Raw genomic sequence first — 25,613 nt, forward strand, 5'->3', positions numbered from 1 at the left:
GAATACAAAGAACAGCATACGAAAAAGGAGAGGGTCCTATGGTGGGCGACGGATATGAGATGAACATCTTCGGAGCAAACCCCAACCGTCACGATGAATGCTCACGCTGTGGAAAGCCGCTCGTTTCCAAGGCAGAGGAAGACATCAATCTTTGCAGGGAATGTCAGCGCCGGCAGGAAGACCACAAAGTGGAGGAACGGGATTGAAAGGTCACAATAGTGACCTTTTCATCTGCGGGATAAAAGATTTTTCTTTACACCATAATAGGGGTAATGTTAGAGTCAGTTATTGTGCTTTCCCCCGAGAAAGTAACACCATTGTCAAAAGGAGATCAAAATGGATAAACAATCGAAAGGCCGGATAGACTGGCCTGTATTTGCAATCAGTGGAGGCTTATTGACACTCTTCGTGATTATTGCTCTTATCGACATTTCGTTTATAGAAACAGTTGTAAGTGAAAGTTTTGCCTGGTCAGCCACTTATTTTGGTGCGTTCTGGCAGGTATTGATGCTGGCGACCTTCTTCGTCGGTATATGGCTTGGATTTTCTAAATATGGAAAAATAAAAATGGGTAATATGGATAAACCGGAAATCGGTTTGTATAAATGGCTTTCAATTATCATGGCTACACTACTGGCCGGCGGAGGCGTCTTCTGGGCTGCCGCTGAGCCGATGTGGCACTTCCTTACTGCACCTCCGTCTCAATCCGGAGTAGAAGCGGGCACAGAGGCGGCAATTGATCCTGCTCTTGCTCAGAGCTTCATGCACTGGGGATTTCTTGCTTGGGCGATATTAGGTACGATCAGTGCCGTTGTTATGATGTACGGACACTATCAAAAAGGGATGCCTATGAAGCCGAGGACCCTGCTTTACCCAATCTTTGGTGAAAAGCTTCGGAACAGCTTCTTCGGAACGATTATTGATGCGTTTGCTGTAATTGCCGTTGCAGCAGGGACAATCGGTCCGATCGGATTCCTTGGTCTTCAGGCCAGCTATGGTCTTCAGGAAATCTTCGGCATTCCAAATTCATTCAGTACACAGTTTACAATCATTCTTGTTGTCGTCCTGGTCTCTACGATCTCAGCTGTGTCCGGTTTGTATAAAGGGATTCAGATGCTGAGTAGTTTCAATGTCCGCCTTGCTCTTGGACTTATGATTTTCATCGTCATCTTTGGACCTGGCGGCTTTATTATTGACCACTTTGTCTCCGGATTCGGTTATTACGTGGACCAATTCATTCCTATGAGTACGTACCGCGGGGATGAAGGCTGGTTATCTCTATGGACCGTCTTCTTCTGGGGCTGGTTTATCGGATATGGTCCAATGATGGCCATTCTTGTCAGCCGGATTTCCAGAGGACGGACCATTCGCGAAATCATTGTCGCGGTTTCTGTGTTTGCTCCGGTTATTTCAACGTTCTGGTTTACTGTCCTTGGTGGATCCGGAATATTCTTCGAATTGGAGAATCCGGGATCGGTTTCAAACGCTTTGAATGAGGCAGGAAACCCGGCAGCGATGTTTGCAATTACCGGACAGTTCCCACTGGCGGAAATTGTGTCGCCGCTGTTCTTGATTCTGACGATTCTATTCGTTGTCACAACGTCTGACTCCATGTCCTACACCATTGCTATGGCCGTGACAGGAGAAGGTAACCCGCAGACATGGCTCCGTGTATTCTGGGCTGTGCTTATGGGAGCGATTGCTGTCATTCTTCTGATTACAGGAGACAGCGGAATTACACAGCTGCAGAACTTTATCGTGGTGACTGCCGTTCCTGTGTCCCTCCTTCTGCTTCCTATGATCTGGCTGGCGCCGAAAGTGGCGAAGATCATGGCTGTGGAACAACGAATTTCAAAAAAATAAAGATAAAAAAGGTGGACGTCTTTTGACGTCCACCTTTTTTGGCTGTAGAAAAGCCTTTGTTAACCAGATAGAGTTGTCATTTTGTCTTGTGAAGGGTCACTTTCCGCTTATCGGTGGATGAATGCCGCGGGCACGCCCTCAGCTAACTTGGTCAGGAAGGCCGCTCCACGTGCCGTCGTTAGAATATAGAGGAGATAAGCGGGTTCGCAGGTTCAAAAGAACGGCATGGGCTGCGCTGTTGCCGCTTGCGTGGAAAAGAAAAAGGAAAGGAACAGGCGCTGATGACGGCTCCCTGCCGGAATATGAAAAAGATTGTCCTCCATCCAGCAAGGGTGAGCGGGGTGAAGGAGAGTCTTTTTCGATGTTAAAGAACGCCCAAGGAGCGGTGCCCCTTCCACTCCTGCGGAAGAACGAGTGGTCCGAGATCGCCGAGCGTGGGTTTTGCGAGGAAGCTCGGGCGCTCGTCCGCGGAAAGGGAAGGGGCTTTCGCTCCTGGCGGGAAGAAAGAAAAAAGCTTGTAAAGAAACAGAGGTTTCTCTACAAGCTGAAGGTGGACGTCCTTTGACGTCCACCTTTTTTTACTGCAAAATTACAGGTTTCTCAGCACAGCGCGTACCGGACTGCCGTCTGCTTGAGTCATTTTCAAAGGGAAGGCCATAAGTTCATAGATGCCCGGCTGGATGTTTTCCAGGACGAGACCTTCAAGAATGAGCAGATCATGGGCGCACAGACTGTGATGGGCAGGGAGGTCCTTGCTCGTCTCCGGATCAACAGAAGGGGTATCGACGCCGATCAGGTCAATGCCTTGTTCGGCCAGGTAAGCAGCCAGGTCACTCCCGATCACTGAATAGGAAGCAGGGAAAGCGGAACGGTCAGGCCAGCTGTTTGTGCGAAAGAGGATTTTATCCACTTCTGTCAAATCGATATCCATCACTTGTTCTTTATGAATGACTTCCGGTCGGTCCAAATGAACGACCACCGCTTTTCCTGCGAAACGTTCGACAGGCAGGTCTGCTATCCGGGCTCCTGAGGAATCATAATGGAAAGGGGCATCGACATGTGTTCCGATGTGACAACTGCCTTTAAACTGACCTACGTTGACAGATCCGGTGTCTTCCATTGCATAAGTGACTTCGTACGTAAAAGGTTCATCCCCCGGCCATGGCGGGGTTTCTGCATCCAGTCTCATACTGATATCCATCCACTTCATCGGTATCCTCCTAAGCAATAATATCCCGTTCATTTTTAAATGACTTATGCTTTTCTTTCTGCATGATTTCTTTTAAAATCCTGACAACATTAAAAACATCCTCATAGGAGGTGTAAAAAGCTACCGGGGCGAGCCGGATGACATTCGGGGATCGATAATCGGGAATGACCCCTTCGCTTTTCAGTGCTTTACAAAGACTGGCTGCTTCTTCATGAACGAGGCAGACGTGACCGCCCCGGCGCTCCTTCTCTACAGGGTTACGCAGGGTGAACCCGAAGCCTTTCAGTTCCTGATGAACTAAATCCATGAACAACTGGGTGAGGACCAGTGACTTTTTTCTGATTCCCTCGATACCTGCTTCCAAAAACATTTCCAGAGATCCAAGAAGCGGAGCAGAGCTTAAAATATGCGGAGTTCCAATCTGGAAAGCACCGGCACTGGAAGAGGGGGTCAGCTCGTGGTCCATATCAAACTGCTTTTCTTTATCAGAACTGAACCAGCCGGCAAGTCCGGGATGAGTCCCGAGATGCCGGCGGTTCACGTATAATCCACCTGTACCACCGGGACCGCTGTTCAAGTATTTATACGTACACCAGACAGCGAAATCCACCTCCCATTCATCCAGCTGATGGGGAACAGCGCCGATGGAATGAGCAAGATCAAACAATACAAGAATTCCATGCTTGTGCGCCTCGTGGGTGAGGGTTTTCATATCAAGAAGCTGCCCGCTTCTGTACAAAACGGAAGGGAGCAGAAGAAGAGCTACGTCATCCTTCATCTGGGCAATAATGTCCTCTTCTTTCAGTGTATACCCATCAGCGCTGGCGATTTGTATGAAATGCTCTTCAGGGTCAAGGTGGTGGAGCGCCATCTGACTCTTGACAGCGTATATATCGGAGGGGAAGTTTAGTTCGTCCCCGATAATTTTTGTCCGCCCTTTTTCCGGATTGTAAAAAGTCGCAAGCAGCTGATGGAGGTTTGTCGTAATGGACCCTGTGTTAATGACCTGTTCCGGAGAAGCCCCCAGGAGAGGAGCTGTCATCCGTCCGAGCTTTTCCGACATGTAGTACCACGGTTCATCAGCTTGTGTCCACCCTTCGATGCCGTGCTCTTTCCAGTCATTAAGAGATTGCTGCAGAGCGGATTCGGAACGCCTGGACAACAGTCCAAGAGAGTTGCCGTCCATGTAAATGCTGTCTTCTTTGAGGAAGAATTCCGATTTATACTCGTTCAGTTCATCATTTTTATCCCATTTTCTCACATCATCCAGGGTAATCATTCCATTCCTCCTTTTATCTGTTCAGGTAACGGTGTTTGATTAATACAGCTTTTATCATGGAATACGTAAACGTGTCCGGAAGCTCTTCTTTCAACGGCTTCAGCTTTTTCTCCTCGAGCTTGTGATATTGTTGGAGGACCTGCTCCTCTTGTTCTTCATCAAACCAGTAGTCCCACGAAATATCTTCCCCTTCCTGCACACAGCGGAACAGGTGGTTTTCAATCGTCTGCGGACTCATGCCGCGCTGATCTGCAATGTCCCGGATAGAGTGGCTGCCGCTTTTCCACAATTCAAACGTTACGATGTGGCTGGGCCTGTCATCAAATGGATCTCTCGGTTCCGGCCGGCGTGACGGGATAGGGGCTGACTCGGTTTGTTCGGACCACGGCCGGATCACTTCCAGGAATGTCTCGCCGTACTGCTCGTACTTCCGCTCTCCCACCCCTTTCATCTGAAGCATCTCTTCTTTTGTCCGCGGCAGGTGATTGGAAAATTCTTTCAAGGTGGCATCAGAAAAAATGACGTAAGGCGGGAGCCCGGCTTCATCAGCCAGCTGTTTCCTTAAGTGACGCAGTTCTTCAAAATACTGCACATGATATTCAGACGACTGTTGGACGGCTGCGGTTTCCACGAGCATTTCTACAGGTTTTTCCCCTTTGAGGACAGCTGCTGCCTCTGAGGTGAGCTGGAGGGAAGGGTATTTCCCTGATCCTGCCGTTAAATAGCCTTCAGCCGTCAGGAAGTGAATAAACTGGGTCAATTCCTTCTCGGTAATTTTCGGCATGATCCCGTAGGTGGAAAGCTTGTGAAAACCGAACTGCTTCACCTTTTGGTCGCGGGAGCCCTTCAGCACTTTGGCTGTCAGACCTGCCCCGAATCCGCCTCCCATGCGTTTTACACAGGACAGCACCATCTGGGCTTCTTTCGTGCGGTCTTCCACTTCCCCATTATGTGTACAGTTGGAGCACTTTCCGCAGCGTTCATAGGGGACAGGGTCGTTGAAGTACTCCAAGATATACTTCTGCAGGCACGTATGGGTGTGGCAGTAATTCGTCATCGCCTGCAGTTTGGCATACTCTTCTTTCTTTTTTTCTTCAGAAGGCGACTGGTCGATCAGGAACTTCTGCAGATTAATGTCTTTGCTCGCAAAAAGAAGGATACAGTCTCCGGGTTCGCCATCCCTTCCTGCACGTCCTGCTTCCTGGTAATAGGATTCTATATTCATCGGCATGGCGTAATGGATGACATAGCGGACGTTGGATTTATCGATGCCCATCCCGAACGCATTAGTCGCCACCATCACTTTCGTCTCGTCCTGTACAAAATCCATCTGTGCCTGTTTCCGCTGATGCTCAGTCATACCGGCATGATACCTGCCTGCTGCGTAGCCCTTTTTCTCGAGAACATAGTGCAGCTGGTCGGCTTCTTTCCGGGTGGCGGTATAGATGATACCGGACTCATTGGGAACCTGGCTCATGTATTCTGTAATAAACTCCCGTTTGTCTCTTCCTTTAACGATACGAAAAGCCAGGTTTTCCCTTGCGAACCCTGTGTTAATCACATGGCCGTTTTCGACATGGATCAGCTGTTTGATGTCGGCCACGACCTCCTGGGTGGCTGTCGCTGTCAAAGCCATGAGTACAGGGAGGTTCGGAATTTTATTAAGCGTCGGGACGATGGAACGGTAGCTCGGTCGGAAATCGTGTCCCCACTGGGATATACAATGGGCCTCATCGAAAGCGATAAGAGAAAGAGGGATCCGGCTTACAGCGGAGAGAAAGGAAGGAGTTTCAAATCGTTCCGGTGCGACGTAAATGAAGGAGTAGCGTCCTTTTTCCATATCTCTCAGTCTTGTCCGCTGCTCTTCTGCAGTAAGGGAGCTGTTTATGTAGGTGGCAGCCACCCCGTAGGAAAGCAGGGCATCGACCTGATCTTTCATTAACGAAATCAATGGCGATATGACGACAGCCGTTCCTTCAAGTGCAAGGCCGGGGATCTGATAGCACAGCGACTTTCCGCCCCCGGTCGGCATGACGGCGAGAGTGTTCTGCCCGTTCATCACCTGTTCAATCGCTTCCTCCTGTCCCGGCCGGAAGGAAGAATATCCGTAATACTGCATTAAAATTTTTTCGGCCTGTTCCATCATGTGAATCATCCTTTAATGTAATCGTTCTCCTCACATCTTACCATGTTTCACGTGAAAATATAGGGGAAAACTAACCAGGATCAATCTTCAAAAAAGGAGTCGGTTTCATCATGAAAGCTGTCATAATTGAACAGTACGGAGGTCGGGAGCAGCTCGTTGAGAAAGAAGTTCCAAACCCCGTACCTGAGAGCAAGCAGGTGGTTGTGGAAGTCCGTGCGACCTCCATTAACCCGATTGATTGGAAATTGCGTGAAGGGTACTTGAAAGATGCAGTTCCTTTCGAATTCCCGATTATTCTTGGATGGGATGCCGCAGGGGTCATTACCGAAGTAGGAGAAGATGTGAAGGATTTTTCACCGGGGGACCGGGTATTCGCAAGACCGGATACGACACGGTTCGGAACATATGCCCAGTATACAGCGGTGGATGAACACCTGCTGGCACCGCTGCCTGAAGGAGTGACCTTCGAGGAAGCGGCGGCTGTTCCTCTGGCCGGCCTTACAGCATGGCAGTGCCTTGTTGATTTTTCCGATATTAAAGAAGGGGATCGTGTGCTTATCCATGCGGGATCAGGCGGAGTGGGCCATTACGCTGTCCAAATTGCCAAACATCTCGGAGCATACGTTGCGGCCACCGCAAGCGGCAAAAACCGGGAATGGGTAGAGAAGCTGGGAGTGGACCGCTTCATTGATTATAAAGAGGAGGATTTCTCTGAAGTCCTTCAGGATTTTGACATCGTTGTCGACACGCTTGGCGGAGACATTCAGGAAAAAAGCTTTCAGGTCCTGAAAGAGGGAGGAAAGCTTCCGTCAGTCGTCCAGCCACCAGATGAAACGAAAGCGGTCGAGAAAAACATCAAGACTGGTTTTGTCTGGCTGGAACCGAGTGGAGAACAGCTCTCCAAGCTGGGTAAGATGATGGAGGAAGGTACTTTGAAGTCTGTGATCGGCCATGAACTGCCGTTCTCTCAGGAAGGACTTCGGGAGGCTCATGAAATCAGTGAAAGCCACCATGCCAAAGGTAAAATCGTCATTACAATGAAATAAGGGTGTGTCCCCAGGAAACCTCGAAATTTGAGGAATTCTGGGGCTTTTTGTTAAATGTACTAATTTTCTTACAATTTCGGCCTAATCTTTGTTAACTTAGGGTAAAGGATAGTTATTACATAGGAAACGGAGGAGAGGTCGTGTTAACCAATTATAAAACGGGTGTCTACTTTGATGAAATGATGAAGGAAGATGGACAGCCTAAAAATCATTACCAATGGTTTTATCAATTGGTCCATCAATTTAATGAACGAGAGCTGATGAATAAACATGAAACCGCTCAGTTGAATTTTCTCAGGCAGGGGATCACCTTTACGGTTTACAGTCATACCGGAGGGACAGAACGAACGATGCCCTTTGACTTTGTGCCGATCATTATCCCGCGCGGAGATTGGGAAAAGATCGAGAAGGGCATGAAACAGCGGATGACGGCGCTCAACCACTTTCTCGATGACATTTATCATGAACAGCGTATTGTGGAAGCCGGTGTGATTCCGAGGGATCTGATTGAAAACAACCCGTACTATTATGATAAGCAGATCGGCGGGGTGCGCGTGCCGCTGAATAATCATATCTTCCTTGCCGGGGTGGACCTGATCCGGGATGAGCACGGAGAGTACCGGGTGCTGGAGGATAACCTGCGCAATCCATCAGGCATGTCCTATGTGTTTCAAAACCGGTATGTTATGAGGCAGGTCTATCCGGAATTGTTCAACCAGCATTCCATTGAGACACTGGAACATCAATTATCTGAACTTCACCAGTCCTTAATCACACAGGTGCCGTTGAATGCGGAACCCGGAAAGAAACCGACAGCTGTTCTGCTGACCCCGGGCATCTATAATTCTGCGTATTATGATCATGTCTTCCTTGCTCAGCAGATGGGCATCGAGCTTGTGGAAGGCCGTGACCTGGTGGTGAAGGATGATATGGTTTATATGAAAACGACCCGCGGTCTGCAGAGAGTGGATATCATCTACCGCCGGATTGATGACGATTTCCTCGATCCTGAAGCCTTTCGTCCCGACTCCATGCTCGGTGTGAGCGGATTATTGAGAGCGTATAAGAAAGGGAATGTGTCGATTTTGAACGGGATTGGCAACGGCGTGGCTGATGATAAGGCCATGTATGTGTATGTTCCGGACATGATCCGCTTCTATCTCGATGAGGATCCGATCATTCCCAATGTGGAAACATATTTTCTCAGTGACCCGGAGCGTCTGGATTATGTACTGGAGAATATCGACCAGCTGGTAATTAAAAATGTCGGTGCTTCCGGTGGATACGATATGCTTATCGGTCCACAGTCCGATGAAAGCGAACAGGAAATCTTCAAGAAAAAGATAGTGGAGAAGCCGAGCCAGTATATTGCCCAGCCGACCATTAAATTATCCAGAGCTCCTGCGTATCAGGAGGGACGCTTCTATCCCTGTCATGTGGACCTCCGCGTCTTTGTCATGAGCGGTGAGCAGATGAACGTCCTTCCAGGCGGACTTTCCAGGGTAGCCTTGAAGGAAGGATCGCTCGTCGTAAACTCTTCCCAGGGCGGAGGCGGCAAGGATACATGGATTCTTTCAGAAAGTGGTGATCAACATGCTTAGCCGGGTAGCGGATTCTCTGTATTGGATGTCCAGAAATATCGAGAGGGCTGAGAACAATGCCCGGGTATTGAAAGTACAGCTGATTCATATGCTGGAAGCTTCCAGCAAAGAGGCACTGGACAAGGAATGGGAGGAAATTCTGGATCTCTGTGCTTCTACAGCGGATTACTACAGCTTTTATGAACGGATGGATCGGGAAACGATGATCCAGTATTTGACGATCAGTCCGCTCAACGTCAATTCCCTGATGAACACGATGAATTACGCCCGGGAAAACGCAAGGGCGACAAGGGACATCCTTCCCGAAGAATTATGGGAAGTGCTGAATCAGTTCCACCTCGATCAAAAAGACTGGCAGGAGCTGCCGAACACCAGGGATCATACCCAGCAGTATTTAAACCGGGTGATCCAGACATCCATGACCTCCCAGGGAGTGATTGAATCAAGCATGAGCCGTGGTACGCCTTATTCATTCATCAAAATCGGAAAATGGCTGGAGCGTGCTGAAAAAATGGCGCGCATCCTGAACGTTACCTGTGAGAAAAACCGTAAGGAAACCGACGGGGGCACTCATCATTATTACCACTGGCTGACAGCTCTCCATTTTCTGAATGGGTATGATGCCTATATTAAAGAACATCCACCGACGATGGAACCGAAGAATGTGTTGAGCTTCCTCATTAAGGAACGGAATTTCCCGCGCTCGATTCAGTACTGTATGGATCATGTCCTTGAGGCTGTAACCAATTTGGAGGATGGGAAAGTCTCACACTACTCGGAAAACCTGTTTCAAATGCTGGAAGTGATTCAAAATGAAATCGAAGAATCATCGATTGAAGATATAGGCATGGAAGAACTGATGCAGTTCCTTGACCACTTCCAGGACCGCTGTATGACATTAAGCCGGATGTTTTCGGAAACCTACTACTTAATCGAACCTGTTCGGGTGAAATAGAGAACAATCAGGAGGAATACCCAGTGAAGTTTCAAATCGAACATACCAATACCTTCTATTATGATAATTTCGTGGACCAGAGCATGAATCATATCCGGCTTAAACCGAGAACCGATGAATGTCAGCGTCTGCTTGCCTACCGGACGGAAATTACGCCGTCCTCCATGACAAAGGAACATATCGATTTGTGGGGAAACCATGTGGAAACATTTTTTATTCCGGAAAAACATGAACACCTTACTCTCAAAACGATTTCCACCGTCAGTATCCAAAAAAGTCCATTCATCCGTATGATCGAATGCTCGGATGAGATGCAGTCGATTTTCCATTCAGAATTGTTCCGGCATCATTACCTGGCTTATATAAATGAAACACCCTATACCTTTTTATATAAAGAACAGATTGAAGAATTCAAGGAGATTCTGGGGCCGATGCAGGACCCTGTCCGGTATTCCCTGCGATTGATGGAGTACATTCACGAGTCGTTCCGTTATGATACAAGTACGACCCAGGTGAGTACGAAAGCGTATGAGTCCTGGCCGTTTCGTGCAGGTGTCTGTCAGGATTATGCCCATATTATGATTGGCGTCCTTCGTTCCCAGGGGATTCCGGCCCGTTACGTAAGTGGGTATTTATATGTAGGGGAAGACTCTGCCTTAGTCGGAGATGCCGCTACACACGCCTGGGTGGAAGTCATGATTCCGGGTATTGGCTGGGTCGGTCTTGACCCGACCAACAATGTAGAAGCTCTTGAGCAGCATATCCGTATCGGTACGGGAAGGGACTATGCAGATGTCAGCCCGCTGCAGGGAGTTTATCGTGGGGGCGGCCAGAACCTGGACGTGAAAGTCAGCGTCACGCTCATTGATCAGTAATAAAAAATCCCTCTTTCATGAAAGAGGGATTTTCTAATACCTAAGATTTCTGGTAACTCTCTGTCGTTCTCGTCTGACCTTTGAAGGTTTGATACAGCCAGCCGGCAAGACCGCCGATAATGGCCGGGAACACCCAGCTAAGGTTCAGCTCATAAAAGGGAAGGCGGCTGATAAACGGGGTAACAGCGGAGACATCGGCCCCGAATGCTGCCAGTCCATCATAAAGCCCGATGAAAGCTGTCAGAATGATTGCTCCACGGTACACATAGGAAGAGTGGTTGAACAGCCGGCTCATGAACGTCAGACCGACAAGGACGATCGTAATAGGGTAGACGAACACTAAGACGGGTACAGAATAGGAAATGATCTGGTTTAATCCGATGTTGGAAATAGCGAGACTCACGATGGTCACGAGTACAATGACGGAATGATACGACAGCTTCCCGACACGCTTCGAGAAAAACTGTCCACAGGCAACGGTCAGTCCAACACAGGTGGTTAGACAGGCCAAACCGACAATAACACCAAGAAGAACGGTACCCGTATCTCCAAACATGATCTGGGCGGCCCCGGATAGGATCGCACTTCCGTTATCATACGTACCTTCTACGGCCATTTTAGCTCCAATCCAGCCGATAGCCACATAAACGGATGTCAGCCCGGCAGCTGTGACAAGCCCGGCTTTTAATGTGGAGAGCGTCACCTGCCTGGGCTCTGTAACACCGCGTTCCCTGAATGATGATACGACAAGTATTCCAAAAGCGAGGGAAGCGATGGCATCCATGGTCAGGTACCCTTCGACAAAGCCGGTAAAGAATGGCTGGGACGCATACTTTTCGCCTGCCGGCTGTATGGGACCGTCAAGGGCGAAGAAGCTGCCGATCACAAGGGCGACGATGGCCAAAAATAGGGCAGGTGTCAAAAATTGACCGATTCGATCCACTAATTTGGAAGGATTGCGGCTCAATAAATACACGAGCAGGAAAAAGACGATGGTAAAGATAAAGAGCGTCAGGGATTCTCCGTTTACAAAAGGCGCTACACCTGTTTCAAATGCGACGTTGGCTGCTCTTGGTATGGCGAAGAAAGGCCCGATCACTAAATACACCATGGAAGTAAAAAGAATTCCGAACAGAGGGTGCACGCGTCCGGCCAGCTGGACCGCGCCGTTTTGAACAAGGGAGATGGCAGCCACTGTGATGATGGGAATACCGACTCCCGTTATGACGAACCCTAGAATAGCAGGTGTATAAGACGTTCCTGATTCAATTCCTAACGTAACAGGGTAGATTAAATTGCCGGCGCCGAAAAATAAGGCAAATAGTGTAAATCCGATAAACAGCGTATCTCTGGCTCTCATAAAGCAGCTTCCTCCTCATGGGTGTCTATATATTCTGCGTAAAAAAAATCGCTCCTATCCAGACATGAACACAGCTTGTCTGGAAGTGACGATAGGCGTGGGATCCATCAAAAATTTTAAGAAATTTCAATTAGCACCGGAGTAATGTTATCAGGGTGGGAATACCATGTCAACCCTTTTGTCTGAAAATTTAAACGGTTAAGATTACCAGGAAGAGAATGTCATGATATTTTTATAAAACTGATAAGATAAGTTAGTTTACAGAAGGAAAACCGGGTTATAGAATATGGCTATACATCAATCACGGCTGTTGATAAACATAGAAGATAAGGAGACTACTACATGATCGATTCGCTGTTACTGCAATTGACCCTGGTTGGCTTTCTCGGCGTCGGCTCTCAATGGGTGGCATGGCGCTTCCGCCTGCCGGCTATCGTAGTCATGTCCATCGCCGGACTGCTGGCTGGACCTGTATTTAATTTAATGAACCCGGAACAGGATTTTGGAGATCTTTATAAACCGATAATCTCCCTGGCTGTTGCGGTGATTTTGTTTGAAGGCAGTTTGAATCTTGACTTCAAGGAAGTTCGTGGACTGGGGAGACCGGTGTTCCGGATTGTTACGTTCGGCGCATTCTTCAGCTGGATTCTCGGGTCCTTTGCTGCCCATTATGTTGCCGGGCTGTCCTGGGCGGTGGCCTTTACGATCGGCGGTTTGTTTATTGTAACCGGACCGACCGTGATCCTCCCGCTTCTCAGGCAGGCGAAACTGAAACCCAGACCCGCTAAGATTCTTAAATGGGAAGGGATTATCGTCGATCCGATCGGAGCGCTTCTTGCGGTTTTCGCGTTTGAAATCATTGTGTTTTTAACTGTCAATGACCCATCGGCCCTGCTTATGTTCTTTTTAGCTTCAGCTTTCGCAGTCTTTCTTGGCTGGCTGTGCGGAAAAGGCGTAGGATGGATGTTCGAAACCGGCTACGTGCCGGAGTTTTTAAAGTCGCCTGTCGTATTCGCGGTTGTCATTGCCTGCTTTACAGGAGCAGATGAAGTCATGCATGAGACAGGTCTTCTCTCTGTTACTGCGATGGGGATGACTCTTGCCAATATGCACATTTCATCCATTGCGGACATGAGGCACTTTAAGGAGAATATCTCCCTGCTGTTAATTTCAACAATCTTTATTATGCTGACAGCTTCCTTAACGGTGGATACACTGGTGGAGATCTTTAATATCCGGATTATCGGTTTTGTTCTTCTGATGTTATTCATCGTTCGGCCGTTGTCGATCTTCCTGTCGACAATCGGAACGGATTTATCAAAATCAGAAAAACTGCTCGTGGGCTGGATTGCTCCAAGGGGTATTGTAGCCCTTACGGTTGCCAGTTACTTTGCGAGTATCCTGCTTGAAGGTGGATATGAAGATGCATCCATACTGATCTCCCTTACCTTCGCCCTTGTCTTTACGACAGTTGTGGCTCATGGATTTTCCATCGGCTGGCTTGCTAAAAAACTCGGCTTGTCTATGGAAGGACCGCCGGGGGTGTTGATTGCAGGTGGAAGTGCGTTCACAACAGGCCTGGCAAAAACGCTGGAGGAACTGAAAATTCCAGTGCTTCTTACGGACTCTTCCTGGCAGCGACTGTCACGGGCGCGTTCCAGAGGGATTGCCTCTTATCACGGGGAGATCCTTTCTGAACAGACGGAATATTATCTCGACATGACGCCTTATGAATACCTCGTGGCGGCAACAGAACTGGATTCCTATAATGCACTGGTCTGTACGACATTCGTGCCGGAATTCGGCAGGAACAACTCTTTCCAATTGAGCCTCTCCAATAAGGAAGGGGATAATTTGGAAGATCTTGTTCATACAATTGGAGGCCGTGTTCTGTTTGAAGAAGGAGCTTCGTGGGAAGAACTGAACGCCCGGGTTGAAAATGGGTATGTGTTCAGAAAAACAACCCTGACGGCTCAATATTCTTTTGATGATTATCGAAAAAATATGGATGAACATGCGATGCTGCTATTCGCCAAACGGACATCCGGTAAAGTTGAATTCTTCACACCTGGGGTGGAGTTCCGTCCTGAAAATGGGGATGTGATCGTTTCCTTAATGCCTCCGAGCAAGGAATTCGAAAAAATTCAGGAAAAGCTCGAAGGTCAGAGGAAGAACCAGGAAGAGAAAAAATCATAAAGCAGCAAAGTCTAAGGAGAAGCCGGTTCCGGCTTCTCCTTTATTTGTAGAGAAATCCAATGTTGTCTCGTGTCTTCAGAAGCTCTGACCCATCCCCTTCCCCGAACGAACGTCCAAGTCTCACAGGGAAAACCTCCATGTGGGTTCTTAGACGTCTTTTTTTCCGAAGGATTGTTCTTTAGAAATTGAAAAATACCAAACCGACAGGGACAGATAGTGAAGAGGTTTTCGTACGCTGGTGTTTTCTCCATTACCTGTACGTGAGCGGTTTTTATGCTACTTTAAGAATCTTTTCTTCTTACTATTTTGAACGGAACCAGGCTGGCGACGAGGAGTGTTCGGTGGTGACGCCTGCGGGAACAGCACGAGTCGAAGATCCACTTGGTCAAGTGGTTTCCTTGACCAAGTTAGCTGAGGCCGTGCCCGCGGCAAGCATCCACCGATAAGCGGAACGTGGCCTTCTACACAACATTATATCTACTTTTTTCAAAGTCAAAGGAGAAACCGATATCGGCTTCTCCTTCTTATTATGCTTCTGCAAGCTTCTTATTTAATACCTTCAACTCTTCTTCCATCCGGGCGAGCTGCTGTTCAGCATTTTGGATATTCCCACCGGCGGCTTCCAGTTTATCCAGATCGCCTTGGATTCGTACATAGTCTGATTTTAAGAAGGCGATTTGGTCACGAATTTCCTGTTCAGTCACAGGATCACTCCTTTTCATCTTGTTCTCCATTTATTGACAACGTATAATGGAAAAACGATATTATATTCAGAATTTTAACAAAAAATAGTTTAGAGTTAAAGGGGAAGGGGTAATAATTGATGATCATTCATAATGACGAAAGTCCTAAAGAGTTCTTGTCCAAGGTGGAACCACTCCTCTTGGAAAAAGAAGCTGAAAACAACCTGCCTTTAGGTGTTCTGGAGCGTTTCGTGCTTGGAAGGGAAGAAGGATCCTGTTATACCCTCCGTATTACGGAAGGGGACAAGACGGAATACATGGCTTTACGCACACCCCCTCATTTGTGGATTCTGCCGAGCGTACGAGGAGATGCCACTCCTTACATTAAAGCAGCAGCCCGTCATTTCTATAACCATGAATACGAAGTGCCGGGTGTCATCGGAGATGAAAAATCGACCGCCGTATTTGTAAAAGAATGGACGCAGCTGACTGCTGTCACACCTCAGGTTCATGTACAGCAGGGCGTCCATCGTCTTGATGAATTGAATGACATTCCTCAAAGCAGCGGGAAACTCCAGGCCGCAGACATGTCCCACCACTCCATGGTAAAAGAATGGATGACCCAGTTTGGAAAAGAAACGAACGAACCCCTTGTCGTGGAAAGAGCGGAGGAGCTGACCGACAGCCTCATTCGTGACCAGCGCTTATTCCTATGGCTGGTGGACGGAACACCGGTTTCGATGGCAGGCCGGGCCAGAACAACGAAAAACGGGGCAACCATCAACGCTGTTTTTACACCGGACTCCTTTAAAAAAAGGGGTTACGCCACCCAGGCGGTCTGGCACTTAACGAAAGATCTTCTTCAGCAGGGATACAGCTTCTGCTCGTTATACACAGATCTCGCCAATCCTACCTCAAACTCCATTTATAGAAAAATCGGGTATAACAAAATCAGTGACTCCATCGTTTATCATTTTCACAAAAATTAAAAATAAATGTTATATATTGTAAATGTAAGCGGTAAAGAGGAGGATTCTCTATCTAGAACGAGCTATCCGCATCATAAAGGACCTTCACCCATGCATTTCCATCTGAGGGCTTGATTTGGTTAATCAGTACAAAATATTCTGTTCATACTGATTTGAGTGAATTTTATGGTTCCGGTATGATGTTTAGTAATTGGCCTGAAAACTACTACATTCGATCTATTTAGGAGGATTACATACTTGAAGGTTTTTAAGGCAGTAGACAAAATCATATTAAAAATTGAAGAATTCATATTAAGCTACGCAGTCATTATTATTGCTTTAATGGTTGTAGGCAAGGCTTTGAGCCGGGCTCTTTTCAGCTATTCGCCGCCCTTCGCTGATGAAGTCAGTCAAATTGCCATTGTCGTAGCCACCTTTATGGGGATCAGTTATGCCGCGCGTAAAGGACGGCATATCAGCATGTCCGCCTTTTATGATCTGGCCCCTTTTAAGGTGAGGAAATTCCTTTCTATTCTCATTCCCTTCGGCACAGCAGCCGTGCTGTTTGTCCTAGCTTATTATTCTAGCCTTTATGTACAGGATGTGTATGAGTCAGGAAGAGTGACGTCAGCACTGGAAATGCCGGCCTATTACCTCTACATCTTCATTCCAATCGGGTTTCTGCTGGGAGGCATCCAGTTCCTTAGAAACATGTGGATCAACATTACGAACCGGGATGAAGTGTACTTGGGAACCGATGTCAAGGACTACAACGACGATGATACAAATGATCTGGAAGGAACGCATTTATAAAAATCGGATACAAGAAAGGATAACGATATGATCGCGACTATGCTCATTATCATGGTGGTGCTTTTATTCTTAAACTTTCCCATGATGATTCCGCTGATGGCAGCCCCATTAGTCATCATGTTTATTTATTTCCCAACATTGGACCCCATGATCCTCATGCAGCAATTCTCTACAGGAATCGAACCATACGTATTACTAGCTGTTCCCTTATTCATTTTTGCCGCTGATATTATGACAACAGGAAAGACATCGAACCGCCTTCTGGATTTCATTGGCTCATTCATCGGCCATATCCGTGGAGGATACGCTGTAACAACAGCGGCGGCCTGTACGCTTTTTGGCGCGATATCAGGGTCCACACAGGCTACAGTAGTCGCCATCGGTAAGCCGATGAGAGAGCGGCTTCTGAAAATCGGTTATAAAGATCCATCAGCCATCGCTTTAATTATCAATTCCAGTGACGTCGCACTCCTTGTGCCGCCAAGTATTGGAATGATCATATACGGTCTCGTTTCCGGCACTTCTGTCGGTGACTTGTTCATCGCTGGGATCATTCCCGGGATCATCGTATTCATCAGCTTTGCGGTCTACAGCATCATCTACGCTAAAATGGCCGATATTCCGCTGGCAGGAAAGGCGAGCTGGAGCGAAAGGTGGACGATGACAAGAAAAGCGATTCTGCCGCTCGGATTTCCAATTGTCGTCATCGGCGGTATTTATACAGGGCTCTTCAGTCCTACAGAAGCAGCGGGGGTTTCGGTGCTGTACGCCTTTATTCTCGAGGTGTTCATTTATCGTTCCGTACATATCAAAGAGCTTCCGAAAATCGCCAGGTCCACAGGTCTTGTTACTTCAGCCGTTTTTGTTCTTGTAGCGGGTGGACAGGCTTTTACATGGGTCATTTCCTTTGCCCGGATCCCGCAGATGATTACGGAAACCGTTCTTGGAACCGATCCTAGTGCGATCTATGTCCTATTGATGGTCACGCTCTTCTTCTTTATCGGTTGTATGTTTGTCGACCCGATCGTCGTCATTCTCATTCTGACGCCGATTTTCTACCCGGCTGCGATGAGTGCCGGTATAGATCCGGTCCACCTCGGAGTGGTCATCACATTCCAGGCGGCTCTGGGATCAGCTACGCCGCCGTTTGGAGTGGATATCTTCACGGCCAGTGCGGTCTTCAATAAACCCTACCTGGAGGTGATCAAGGGGACACCGCCGTATATTCTTATTTTGTTTGCTATCTCAGGTTTACTTATATTTTTTGACGAACTGTCACTCTTCCTTCTTTAGGGAGAGGAGAGTTTAAATACAAAGGGAGGTCATTATCATTCGAAAAAAGAATGGATTAGCAGTTCTAATTTTAGGATTGATCAGCTTGGTGCTGTCTGCCTGTGGAGGCGGTGAAGAAAGCAGCGGTGACAATGGGGGAGATGGACAGACCTACAATTGGAAATTCGTAACAGAGGAAGTGGAAGGGCAGGTCCAGTATGAATACGCCCAGGAGTTCGCCAAGCGCATGAATGAAAAATCCGACGGTGCTGTTAATATCGACGTGTATGAATTCGGAGGACTCGGTAGTGAAACAAACCAGGTCGAGCAGCTGCAGAGCGGTACCGTGGAAATGGCTGTCATGTCTCCAGGGTTCACAGGGAACATGGTGAAAGAAGGACAGATCTTTGCGCTCCAATTCCTTTTTCCTGAAAGTGTAGAAAAGACACAGAACATCCTCAACGACAGTGAAGCCTTGAATACAGATCTGCGCGAGCTTTACGAAGAACACAGCATTTCTCCGCTTTCCTTCTGGTCTGAAGGTGCGATGCAGTGGACAGCAAGCAAGGAGATTTCCGAACCTGCGGATTTCGAAAACTTCAAGATGCGTACACAGACGTCTCCATTGATCCTGAAGTCTTATGAGGCGTATGGCGCTGATCCGACACCAATGAGTTGGTCTGAGCTTTACACAGCCCTTGACCGTGGCACAGTGGAAGGACAGGAGAACCCGATCTTCTTCATTGGGGATGCCTCCTTCAACGAAGTACAGGACTATATGACGATGTCGAATCACAACAACTACGTAGCGATGACTACTGTGAACACAGACTGGTATGCCGGCCTTGACGAAGAAATGAAAACGATGGTGGATGAAACAGTAACAGAGATGCAGGGTTGGGTATTTGAAGAACAGAAGAAGCAGAACGAAGAATACTTAGAAACCATTAAGAACGATACGGAAAACCCGACAGAGATTGTAGAACTTTCCGACGAACAGCGTGAAGCATTTAAAGAAAAGGCTGAACCTGTCCGCGACTTCTACCGCAGCGAAGTATCCACAGTAGATGGTAAAGTTCTTGATAAGCTGATTGAAGAAATCAATGCTGCAGAATAATGAAAAAGCCCCGCTGTGATGCGGGGCTTTTATTATTGCGGCGACTGCCACGGTTCGGTCTGTCTTCTTAAGTCGATCACCGTCAGTACCATCACGACTAAAAAAAGGAAGCTGGAAATTTTGAACAGGGCAGCTGTGTTTACAAATTGATAGATAAACCCGAGAACGAGAGCACTTGCGCCGATGCCGAGGTCAATGGAGGAGTAGTACATCCCGTTGGCTATCCCGCTTCGCTCGATGGAGGTCTTGGAGATGACCCAGGCCTGGAGTGCCGGCATCATGGATCCATAGCCGGCACCGAATAAGGCTCCCGCGATAATAAGGTCCAGATTCGAATCGGCTGATGCCAGTACCCACATCGCAATGAAGGAAATGACCGAACATACAATAATCAAGTTCCATGGACCACGCTTATCAAAATACCGCCCGGTAACCGGACGGGAGACGGTAGCGAGGACGGCATTGAAAAAGTAAAAAAGAAAGGTTCCGTCAAGACCTTGTTCGTTCCCGAAGATGACGATATAGGTGACGACCGCCCCGTATCCAAAAGTGTTGAGTATCGTGACGAGAGCCGGGTACCAGCTTCGCTTTTCGATCAAAGCATCCTTGAAGGAGAATCGAGGCGGATTTTTTTGGTTTTCATACACCTGCTCAGGCGTGGTGAAGCGTGTGACAGAAAATAAAAGAAGCGCAATGATTCCAAGTGCTGCGGAAATCCATACGAGTAGAGAGAATGAATAGTTCTGATACAAGTAAATACCGAGACTTGGAGCCATGATCATTCCGACAGTAACGGATAAACCGAAATAGCCCATCCCCTCACCTACACGGCGTCTTGGGACGATGTCAACAGCAGCGGTTCCGTTGACCGTCGTCGACCATCCCCATGCAAGCCCGTGGATGAAGCGGATGACCAGCAGGAAGAAGACGACCTGTGTCACAGGATACATCATAGTCAGAAGGAGCAGGGCACCGGCACCGATGAGGATGAGCAGTTTCCGTGCCCGGGTCATCAGCAGGTGACCGATAAACGGACGAATCACGATCGCTGCAAAAGCGAAGGTGGTCGTAATCAAGCCGACTTCAAGGGTACTGCCGCCAATCGACTCGATATACGGGGGGAGGTTGGGAAGCAGCATCTGGAAGCTCATGAACGTAAACAAGTTGGCGAGAATGAGAAAAATAAAAGGACGGGTCCATAATCTTGGTTTATGCATAGAAAATCCCTCGCTTCGATGATATGGAATGAAAAAAGGAGACCCCCTATTGAAAACAATAGCGGGTCAAAGCGTTTGTATAATCAGCTGTGATCAGCTGTTCTCCGGTCAAGCCACTCCTGATAGAAGTGACGGACAATTGTCTTGATAACGGCATAGGTGGGAATAGCAAATAATAGTCCAAGGAACCCGGCAAGACTTCCAGCTGCGAGAATCAAGGTAATGATGGTGAGCGGATGGATGCTCAATGCTTTACCCATGACGTTTGGCGAAACAAAATTCCCTTCCAGCTGCTGAGCGATAATCGTAATGACAGCCACCCACACAGCCAGGATGGGATCTTCGAACAATCCGACAAGGATGGCTGGTACCACGGCCAGGAAGGGGCCGACGAATGGGATAACATTCATCACCATGGCAAATAAAGACAGTGTCAGAGCGTATGGAAGATCGATGATTAAATAACCGACAAGCAGCAGCAGACCGACAACAATACTGACCGTCAGCTGACCGAGAATGAAGGAATGAAGCGTATGATCGATGTCGTGAGCCAGTTTAGCAAAACTTTTCCCCGCTCTTTTTCCTAAAAACTGCCTGATGAACGGGATAAGTTTGTCGCCATCCTTCAGCATGAAGAAAAGGAAAAACGGGATCAGCACAAGGGCGAATACAAAGCTGATCAACTGGCTTACGACGTTGATGACCACCGTGGAGGCATCCTGCAGGTAAGATTCCAGGTTGTTGGCCACATTATCGATGGTCGCATTGAACTGACTTGGTATAATGTCCTGATTCTGCTGCCAGTATGTTACGCCTTCGCCAATCATTTCAGCCATATCCGGAATGTTATCTACGAGCCGGGTGAACTGCTCCTGGGCGATAGGAGCAATGAACTGGGTGATGATGTAACCGAGAACAATGAACAGTAGGAAGATGATGACAATTCCGAGGATTCTCGGCACCTTGTAGTGTTCCAGAAGCTTTAGTAATGGCCGGGATAAATAAAACAGAATCCCGCCGCCGATTAAAGGAAAGGCGATGGCTCCGACATAGGTCATGATCGGATCAAAGAAAAACTGAATTTGATGCAGCAGTAAAATCAACAGAGCAAGCAGGATGGCAGTTACGATGGCTTGAAACCATTTTTTTTGGACCACAGATAAGACACACCTTTTTATGTAGAATGAAGAAAAGCTGGATGCTCCAGCTTTCAGACGTTCGTGCATATTCGTTATAATAAGGATACCAAATTTCGGGGGGGAAGCAATAGATTTACTTTTCCTGTATGAAAGTTTAACCCGAAAGAGACATGGGAGGAGCATCAATGATGAAAAAAGAACTGTTGGAGCGTTTTGTTTCTTATGCGAAAATGAATACCCAATCCGATGAAACCACCGATCGTACTCCTTCAACGAAAGGACAGTGGGAGCTTGCTCATAAGCTTGTCGCAGAACTTGAAGCCATCGGGATGAGTGAAGTCCGTGTGGATGACCATGCTTATGTGATGGCAACTCTTCCTTCAAATACGGAAAAAGATGTGCCGGTGATCGGCTTTCTCGCTCACCTGGATACAGCCACCGATTTTACCGGCGAACATGTAAGTCCTCAAATTGTTGAAAACTACGACGGAGGGGCGATCCCTTTGAATGAAGAGGTGGAGCTTCGCCCGGAAGATTTTCCTGAGCTTTCTGCCTATAAAGGGCAGACGTTGATTACAACGGATGGAACGACCCTGCTTGGGGCCGATAATAAAGCAGGCATTGCCGAAATTATGACAGCTGTGAATCATCTGATTCAACATCCCGAAATCAAGCACGGGAAAATCCGCGTGGCGTTTACGCCGGATGAAGAAATCGGCAGAGGTCCCCACAAATTTGACGTCGATCGCTTTGGCGCTTCCTACGCTTACACCGTGGACGGAGGTCCGCTCGGTGAACTTCAGTATGAAAGTTTCAATGCAGCAGGCGCCAAGCTCATATTTAACGGAAACAGTGTGCATCCGGGGACGGCAAAAAATAAACTCGTCAACGCGGTAAAGCTTGCTCTGGAATTCCAAAATCAGCTTCCAGCCCAAGAAGCACCTGAACATACAGAAGGGTATGAAGGTTTTTACCATCTCCTTGGCCTGCAAGGGAATGTGGATCGGGCTGAGCTTTCCTATATTGTGAGGGATCACGATAAAGAAAAGTTTGAGGAGAAAAAGCAGCGGTTACATGAACTGGCTGCTGAAATGAATGAACGCCTTGGAGAAAAACGGGTGACTGTGGAGATGGAGGATCAGTATTACAACATGGGGGACAAAATCAAACCGGTCCGCCATATTGTTGATATCGTTGAAGAAGCGATGCAGAACAAAGGTGTCAAGCCCGTCATTCAACCGATCCGCGGAGGGACGGATGGGTCACAGCTCTCCTACATGGGACTTCCTACGCCGAATATTTTCACCGGGGGAGAAAACTTCCACGGAAAGTATGAGTACATATCTCTGGAGAGTATGGAAAAAGCGGCAGAGGTCATCGTCGAAACCACCCGTTTATTTGAAGAGAAAGCCTGATGGACGCGTGTTATCCCGAATGTATCAAACGATTGATGAACGACGTATAAGGATTCCGTCCCGTCCCCATACTAAAGTGATTCCATAATGTGGGCGGGAATGATTGACAAAAAAAGGCTTCATGCTATGATTAAGAAAGATATAGCATTCCTAAAGGGGAGTAGCTGATACAATAAAGTCGTCATTTCGGGAGTCATCCCCGGCTTTATTGGCAACGTACGTTGTTAGCGAGACCTTTACCCACAGTGGTAAAGGTCTATGTAATGGCCCGGACCACTTTGGTCGGGGCCATTTTTTAATGGCAGCTTGTATAAATGAGGAGAGTGAAACTGTGGATGTTCAATTGTTGATTGAGTATGGCTGGGTTTTGATTGTACTTGTCGGTCTGGAAGGTATTCTAGCCGCAGACAACGCTCTTGTTCTGGCCATTATGGTGAAGCACCTGCCGGAAGAAAAGCGTAAAAAAGCCCTGTTTTATGGACTGCTTGGTGCGTTCATTTTAAGATTTGGTTCTTTATTCATTATATCTTTCCTTGTCGATGTCTGGCAGGTGCAGGCTCTTGGTGCCGCCTACCTCTTATTCATCTCGATCAAACACCTCGTTGATAAATGGAGGTCCAGCGGAGAGGAAGAGGAAGAAGAGGAAGACACAGGTTCAGGACGGGGCAAAGGCTTCTGGATGACTGTATTGAAGGTCGAGCTTGCAGACCTTGCTTTTGCAGTGGATTCGATTCTGGCTGCTGTCGCCCTTGCGGTTGCTCTTCCAGAAACGGATCTTCCCAATGTCGGAAGTCTGGATGGGGGACAGTTTGGTGTCATCCTGGCAGGAGGGATGATCGGAATTATCATCATGCGTTTTGCTGCCAACGTATTCGTCAATCTGCTTCAATCCCGTCCGGGTCTTGAAATCGCCGCCTTTGTCATTGTGGGATGGGTCGGTGTAAAGCTTGTCGTATCAACGCTTGCCCACCCGAATATTCAAATCCTCGATGAACACTTTGCTCATTCGACGGTATGGAAAATTATATTCTATTTTGTTCTTGTTCTAATTGCAGTGCTCGGCTGGTTCCTTTCCGGTAAAAAGGAAGAAAAGCAAGCCTGAGTTTAAAGCGAAAGAGCCCGGCATTGAGGAGAAAACCCGTACTATGTGCGCACACAGTACGGGTTTTCATGTATCACTCAGTTGAAGAACGGCACTTTCCGCACCCGTTCATGGGCCGTGGAAGTGTCGTTTGGTTTATTGAAAATAAAAAGAACGATACAATATAGAAAAGGGGGAATGAACGGTGGGAAAAGCTGTAGAGAATACATCCGATCAATTCCGTTATGTGAAAAACCGGATTGATATGCTGCACCAGGTTGTTGAGAGCATGGATCCAGAAGAACTCGATCGGGAAGATTTTCAGCGTGTCCATCAAATGGTGGAGCAGCTGCATATAAAAATGGATCGCTTCAAGAAAGACTGGGACGCCCCGGAGTCATAATGTCCATCAACTTTTCCAGGATGACCCAGCAGGAAGCCGAGGAAATGGCGGCGTGGCATTATCCGCCGCCGTATGATTTTTACGATATGACCGCAGATGAAGAAGATTATCATGAGTTTATCGACCCTCATCGAAGAAGCCCGCATACGTACAGCGCCTATAAGGAAGGCGCGCTGATCGGCTTCTTCACCATTCATCCGACTGATGAAGAAACGGTGGATGTGGGCCTTGGACTCCGCCCCGATCTAACAGGAAAGGGGAAAGGAGATTCCTTCGTGGCAGCTGGTTTGTGTTTTGCGGAGCGCCACTACGAAGCCCGTTTTTTTACATTGAGCGTTGCTGAGTTCAATCAGCGGGCAGTCGAAGTATACCGAAGAGCCGGATTCAAAGAAACGCACCGGTTTATGCAGAAGACAAATGGAGGTACGTATCCATTCATTGCTATGAAAAAATAAAAAGGAGGTTGTTCTGCTTTGGCATTACATCATTTTCATTTAAAAGCAGACTGGCCGGGCGGCCGCAACGAAGTCGGCCGGATCGAATCAGATAAATTGAAAACAGAAATCTCCATCCCTAAAGAAATGGACGGACCGGATGTAGGAACAAACCCGGATGAAATGCTTCTGGGAGCGGCGGCGACCTGTTACATCATTACGCTGGCCGCTATGATTGAAAGAGCGGATCTGCCGCTTCAGGAAATGGATATGACTTCGGAAGGTCAGGTCGATGTGACCGACGGAGTCTTCACCTACAAGAAAATCATTCACCGTCCCCGCGTCATGTTGAAGCGGGAGGCAGATGAGAAGGACCTGCAAAAACTTCAGCGCCTTGTTGAAAAAGCTGAAAAGTCCTGCATGATCTCACGAGCGATTGCAGGAAACGTAGCGTTGGAGCTGGACTCAGATGTAACCATTGCTTCCTGACTGACAGGAAGGGAAGAAAAAAAGCGGTCTGTATGGCATTTCATACAGGCC

24 protein-coding genes and 1 pseudogene are annotated in these 25,613 nt (G+C 47.8%); 18 read left to right on the forward strand and 7 right to left on the reverse strand.

Annotated elements, in window-relative coordinates; translation table 11 throughout:
- The first annotated feature begins 38 nt into the window (after positions 1-38).
- The 4 genes and pseudogenes from QMA39_RS12250 (at position 39) to QMA39_RS12265 (ending at position 2,428) form a co-directional block, all read left to right on the forward strand.
- Positions 39-206, forward strand: a complete 168-nt coding sequence (locus QMA39_RS12250) for a hypothetical protein (RefSeq protein WP_169516174.1) — start codon at positions 39-41, stop codon at positions 204-206.
- A gap of 130 nt (positions 207-336) precedes the next feature.
- Entirely contained in the window at positions 337-1,863 is a 1,527-nt protein-coding gene (locus QMA39_RS12255) for a BCCT family transporter (protein ID WP_027953346.1), read from the forward strand.
- Positions 1,864-2,066: 203 nt separating this feature from the next.
- A pseudogene (locus QMA39_RS12260) lies at positions 2,067-2,231 on the forward strand (IS5/IS1182 family transposase); the annotation flags it as partial.
- Entirely contained in the window at positions 2,225-2,428 is a 204-nt protein-coding gene (locus QMA39_RS12265; RefSeq protein ID WP_281658904.1) for a hypothetical protein, read from the forward strand. The pseudogene QMA39_RS12260 and the gene QMA39_RS12265, both read left to right, overlap by 7 nt.
- Positions 2,429-2,452: 24 nt before the next feature.
- Here the strand turns inward: QMA39_RS12265 and kynB are convergent, their stop codons facing one another.
- Genes kynB through recQ form a run of 3 tightly spaced genes read right to left on the reverse strand, consistent with a single transcriptional unit; the run spans position 2,453 to position 6,498 of the window.
- Positions 2,453-3,073, reverse strand: a complete 621-nt coding sequence (kynB, locus tag QMA39_RS12270) for an arylformamidase (RefSeq protein ID WP_281658905.1) — start codon at positions 3,071-3,073, stop codon at positions 2,453-2,455.
- A gap of 10 nt (positions 3,074-3,083) precedes the next feature.
- Complete coding sequence (gene kynU, locus QMA39_RS12275) at positions 3,084-4,352, reverse strand: kynureninase (protein ID WP_281658906.1); 1,269 nt, start codon at positions 4,350-4,352, stop codon at positions 3,084-3,086.
- A 13-nt stretch (positions 4,353-4,365) separates the two neighbouring features.
- Positions 4,366-6,498, reverse strand: a complete 2,133-nt coding sequence (recQ, locus tag QMA39_RS12280) for a DNA helicase RecQ (RefSeq protein WP_281658907.1) — start codon at positions 6,496-6,498, stop codon at positions 4,366-4,368.
- Between the two features lie 110 nt (positions 6,499-6,608).
- Between recQ and QMA39_RS12285 the strand changes: the two genes are divergently transcribed.
- From QMA39_RS12285 to QMA39_RS12300, 4 genes are all read left to right on the forward strand, one after another.
- Entirely contained in the window at positions 6,609-7,544 is a 936-nt protein-coding gene (locus QMA39_RS12285; RefSeq protein ID WP_281658908.1) for an NADP-dependent oxidoreductase, read from the forward strand.
- 140 nt (positions 7,545-7,684) lie between these two features.
- A complete protein-coding gene (locus QMA39_RS12290; protein ID WP_281658909.1) occupies positions 7,685-9,145 on the forward strand; it encodes a circularly permuted type 2 ATP-grasp protein in 1,461 nt (486 codons plus the stop codon).
- Positions 9,138-10,100, forward strand: coding sequence for an alpha-E domain-containing protein (locus tag QMA39_RS12295; RefSeq protein ID WP_281658910.1), 963 nt, complete (start codon positions 9,138-9,140; stop codon positions 10,098-10,100). The genes QMA39_RS12290 and QMA39_RS12295 overlap by 8 nt, the downstream gene beginning before the upstream one ends.
- Positions 10,101-10,123: 23 nt before the next feature.
- Positions 10,124-10,975 carry a transglutaminase family protein gene (locus QMA39_RS12300; RefSeq protein ID WP_027953339.1) on the forward strand — a complete coding sequence of 284 codons (852 nt, stop codon included), beginning with the start codon at positions 10,124-10,126 and terminating at the stop codon, positions 10,973-10,975.
- A 40-nt stretch (positions 10,976-11,015) separates the two neighbouring features.
- Here the strand turns inward: QMA39_RS12300 and brnQ are convergent, their stop codons facing one another.
- Positions 11,016-12,335 (reverse strand): branched-chain amino acid transport system II carrier protein, encoded by a 1,320-nt coding sequence (brnQ, locus tag QMA39_RS12305; protein ID WP_281658911.1) that lies wholly within the window; start codon positions 12,333-12,335, stop codon positions 11,016-11,018.
- A gap of 342 nt (positions 12,336-12,677) precedes the next feature.
- Between brnQ and QMA39_RS12310 the strand changes: the two genes are divergently transcribed.
- Positions 12,678-14,531, forward strand: a complete 1,854-nt coding sequence (locus QMA39_RS12310; RefSeq protein ID WP_281658912.1) for a sodium:proton antiporter — start codon at positions 12,678-12,680, stop codon at positions 14,529-14,531.
- A gap of 527 nt (positions 14,532-15,058) precedes the next feature.
- Here the strand turns inward: QMA39_RS12310 and QMA39_RS12315 are convergent.
- Positions 15,059-15,235 (reverse strand): SE1832 family protein, encoded by a 177-nt coding sequence (locus QMA39_RS12315; RefSeq protein WP_281658913.1) that lies wholly within the window; start codon positions 15,233-15,235, stop codon positions 15,059-15,061.
- A gap of 119 nt (positions 15,236-15,354) precedes the next feature.
- Between QMA39_RS12315 and QMA39_RS12320 the strand changes: the two genes are divergently transcribed.
- The 4 genes from QMA39_RS12320 (at position 15,355) to QMA39_RS12335 (ending at position 19,384) form a co-directional block, all read left to right on the forward strand.
- Positions 15,355-16,203 (forward strand): GNAT family N-acetyltransferase, encoded by an 849-nt coding sequence (locus QMA39_RS12320; RefSeq protein ID WP_281658914.1) that lies wholly within the window; start codon positions 15,355-15,357, stop codon positions 16,201-16,203.
- Between the two features lie 237 nt (positions 16,204-16,440).
- Positions 16,441-16,995: a TRAP transporter small permease gene (locus QMA39_RS12325; RefSeq protein WP_281658915.1), complete on the forward strand. Its 555-nt coding sequence runs from the start codon at positions 16,441-16,443 to the stop codon at positions 16,993-16,995.
- A gap of 27 nt (positions 16,996-17,022) precedes the next feature.
- Positions 17,023-18,288, forward strand: coding sequence for a TRAP transporter large permease (locus QMA39_RS12330; protein ID WP_027953334.1), 1,266 nt, complete (start codon positions 17,023-17,025; stop codon positions 18,286-18,288).
- Between the two features lie 85 nt (positions 18,289-18,373).
- Complete coding sequence (locus tag QMA39_RS12335) at positions 18,374-19,384, forward strand: DctP family TRAP transporter solute-binding subunit (protein ID WP_281658916.1); 1,011 nt, start codon at positions 18,374-18,376, stop codon at positions 19,382-19,384.
- Positions 19,385-19,416: 32 nt separating this feature from the next.
- Here QMA39_RS12335 and QMA39_RS12340 read toward each other — a convergent pair whose 3' ends face one another.
- Both QMA39_RS12340 and QMA39_RS12345 read right to left on the reverse strand, forming a co-directional pair.
- Positions 19,417-20,601, reverse strand: a complete 1,185-nt coding sequence (locus QMA39_RS12340) for an MFS transporter (protein ID WP_281658917.1) — start codon at positions 20,599-20,601, stop codon at positions 19,417-19,419.
- A gap of 83 nt (positions 20,602-20,684) precedes the next feature.
- Complete coding sequence (locus tag QMA39_RS12345) at positions 20,685-21,758, reverse strand: AI-2E family transporter (protein WP_027953331.1); 1,074 nt, start codon at positions 21,756-21,758, stop codon at positions 20,685-20,687.
- A gap of 170 nt (positions 21,759-21,928) precedes the next feature.
- Here QMA39_RS12345 and pepT point away from each other — a divergent pair, with 170 nt between their 5' ends.
- The 5 genes from pepT to QMA39_RS12370 all read left to right on the forward strand — a co-directional run bounded on the left by pepT (position 21,929) and on the right by QMA39_RS12370 (position 25,562).
- Positions 21,929-23,155 carry a peptidase T gene (gene pepT, locus QMA39_RS12350; protein WP_281658986.1) on the forward strand — a complete coding sequence of 409 codons (1,227 nt, stop codon included), beginning with the start codon at positions 21,929-21,931 and terminating at the stop codon, positions 23,153-23,155.
- 331 nt (positions 23,156-23,486) lie between these two features.
- On the forward strand, positions 23,487-24,257 hold the full coding sequence (locus tag QMA39_RS12355; protein WP_281658918.1) for a TerC family protein: 771 nt from the start codon (positions 23,487-23,489) through the stop codon (positions 24,255-24,257).
- Positions 24,258-24,441: 184 nt separating this feature from the next.
- Positions 24,442-24,639, forward strand: a complete 198-nt coding sequence (locus QMA39_RS12360) for an SE1561 family protein (RefSeq protein WP_281658919.1) — start codon at positions 24,442-24,444, stop codon at positions 24,637-24,639.
- Positions 24,639-25,094 (forward strand): GNAT family N-acetyltransferase, encoded by a 456-nt coding sequence (locus tag QMA39_RS12365; protein WP_281658920.1) that lies wholly within the window; start codon positions 24,639-24,641, stop codon positions 25,092-25,094. Before QMA39_RS12360 ends, QMA39_RS12365 begins: the two co-directional genes overlap by 1 nt.
- A gap of 18 nt (positions 25,095-25,112) precedes the next feature.
- Positions 25,113-25,562, forward strand: a complete 450-nt coding sequence (locus QMA39_RS12370; RefSeq protein ID WP_281658921.1) for an OsmC family protein — start codon at positions 25,113-25,115, stop codon at positions 25,560-25,562.
- Positions 25,563-25,613 lie beyond the last annotated feature (51 nt).

Origin of the sequence: Halobacillus sp. Cin3 (assembly GCF_947311855.1) — a bacterium.
Classification (GTDB): domain Bacteria; phylum Bacillota; class Bacilli; order Bacillales; family Halobacillaceae; genus Halobacillus; species Halobacillus kuroshimensis.

Bases quoted from the DNA above. Each gene is read 5' to 3' on its own strand.
- QMA39_RS12250 (WP_169516174.1), top strand. From the start codon at position 39: ATGGTGGGCGACGGATATGAGATGAACATCTTCGGAGCAAACCCCAAC.
- QMA39_RS12255 (WP_027953346.1), top strand. From the start codon at position 337: ATGGATAAACAATCGAAAGGCCGGATAGACTGGCCTGTATTTGCAATC.
- QMA39_RS12265 (WP_281658904.1), top strand. From the start codon at position 2,225: ATGTTAAAGAACGCCCAAGGAGCGGTGCCCCTTCCACTCCTGCGGAAG.
- kynB (WP_281658905.1), bottom strand. From the start codon at position 3,073: ATGAAGTGGATGGATATCAGTATGAGACTGGATGCAGAAACCCCGCCA.
- kynU (WP_281658906.1), bottom strand. From the start codon at position 4,352: ATGATTACCCTGGATGATGTGAGAAAATGGGATAAAAATGATGAACTG.
- recQ (WP_281658907.1), bottom strand. From the start codon at position 6,498: ATGATGGAACAGGCCGAAAAAATTTTAATGCAGTATTACGGATATTCT.
- QMA39_RS12285 (WP_281658908.1), top strand. From the start codon at position 6,609: ATGAAAGCTGTCATAATTGAACAGTACGGAGGTCGGGAGCAGCTCGTT.
- QMA39_RS12295 (WP_281658910.1), top strand. From the start codon at position 9,138: ATGCTTAGCCGGGTAGCGGATTCTCTGTATTGGATGTCCAGAAATATC.
- brnQ (WP_281658911.1), bottom strand. From the start codon at position 12,335: ATGAGAGCCAGAGATACGCTGTTTATCGGATTTACACTATTTGCCTTA.
- QMA39_RS12310 (WP_281658912.1), top strand. From the start codon at position 12,678: ATGATCGATTCGCTGTTACTGCAATTGACCCTGGTTGGCTTTCTCGGC.
- QMA39_RS12320 (WP_281658914.1), top strand. From the start codon at position 15,355: ATGATCATTCATAATGACGAAAGTCCTAAAGAGTTCTTGTCCAAGGTG.
- QMA39_RS12330 (WP_027953334.1), top strand. From the start codon at position 17,023: ATGATCGCGACTATGCTCATTATCATGGTGGTGCTTTTATTCTTAAAC.
- QMA39_RS12340 (WP_281658917.1), bottom strand. From the start codon at position 20,601: ATGCATAAACCAAGATTATGGACCCGTCCTTTTATTTTTCTCATTCTC.
- pepT (WP_281658986.1), top strand. From the start codon at position 21,929: ATGAAAAAAGAACTGTTGGAGCGTTTTGTTTCTTATGCGAAAATGAAT.
- QMA39_RS12365 (WP_281658920.1), top strand. From the start codon at position 24,639: ATGTCCATCAACTTTTCCAGGATGACCCAGCAGGAAGCCGAGGAAATG.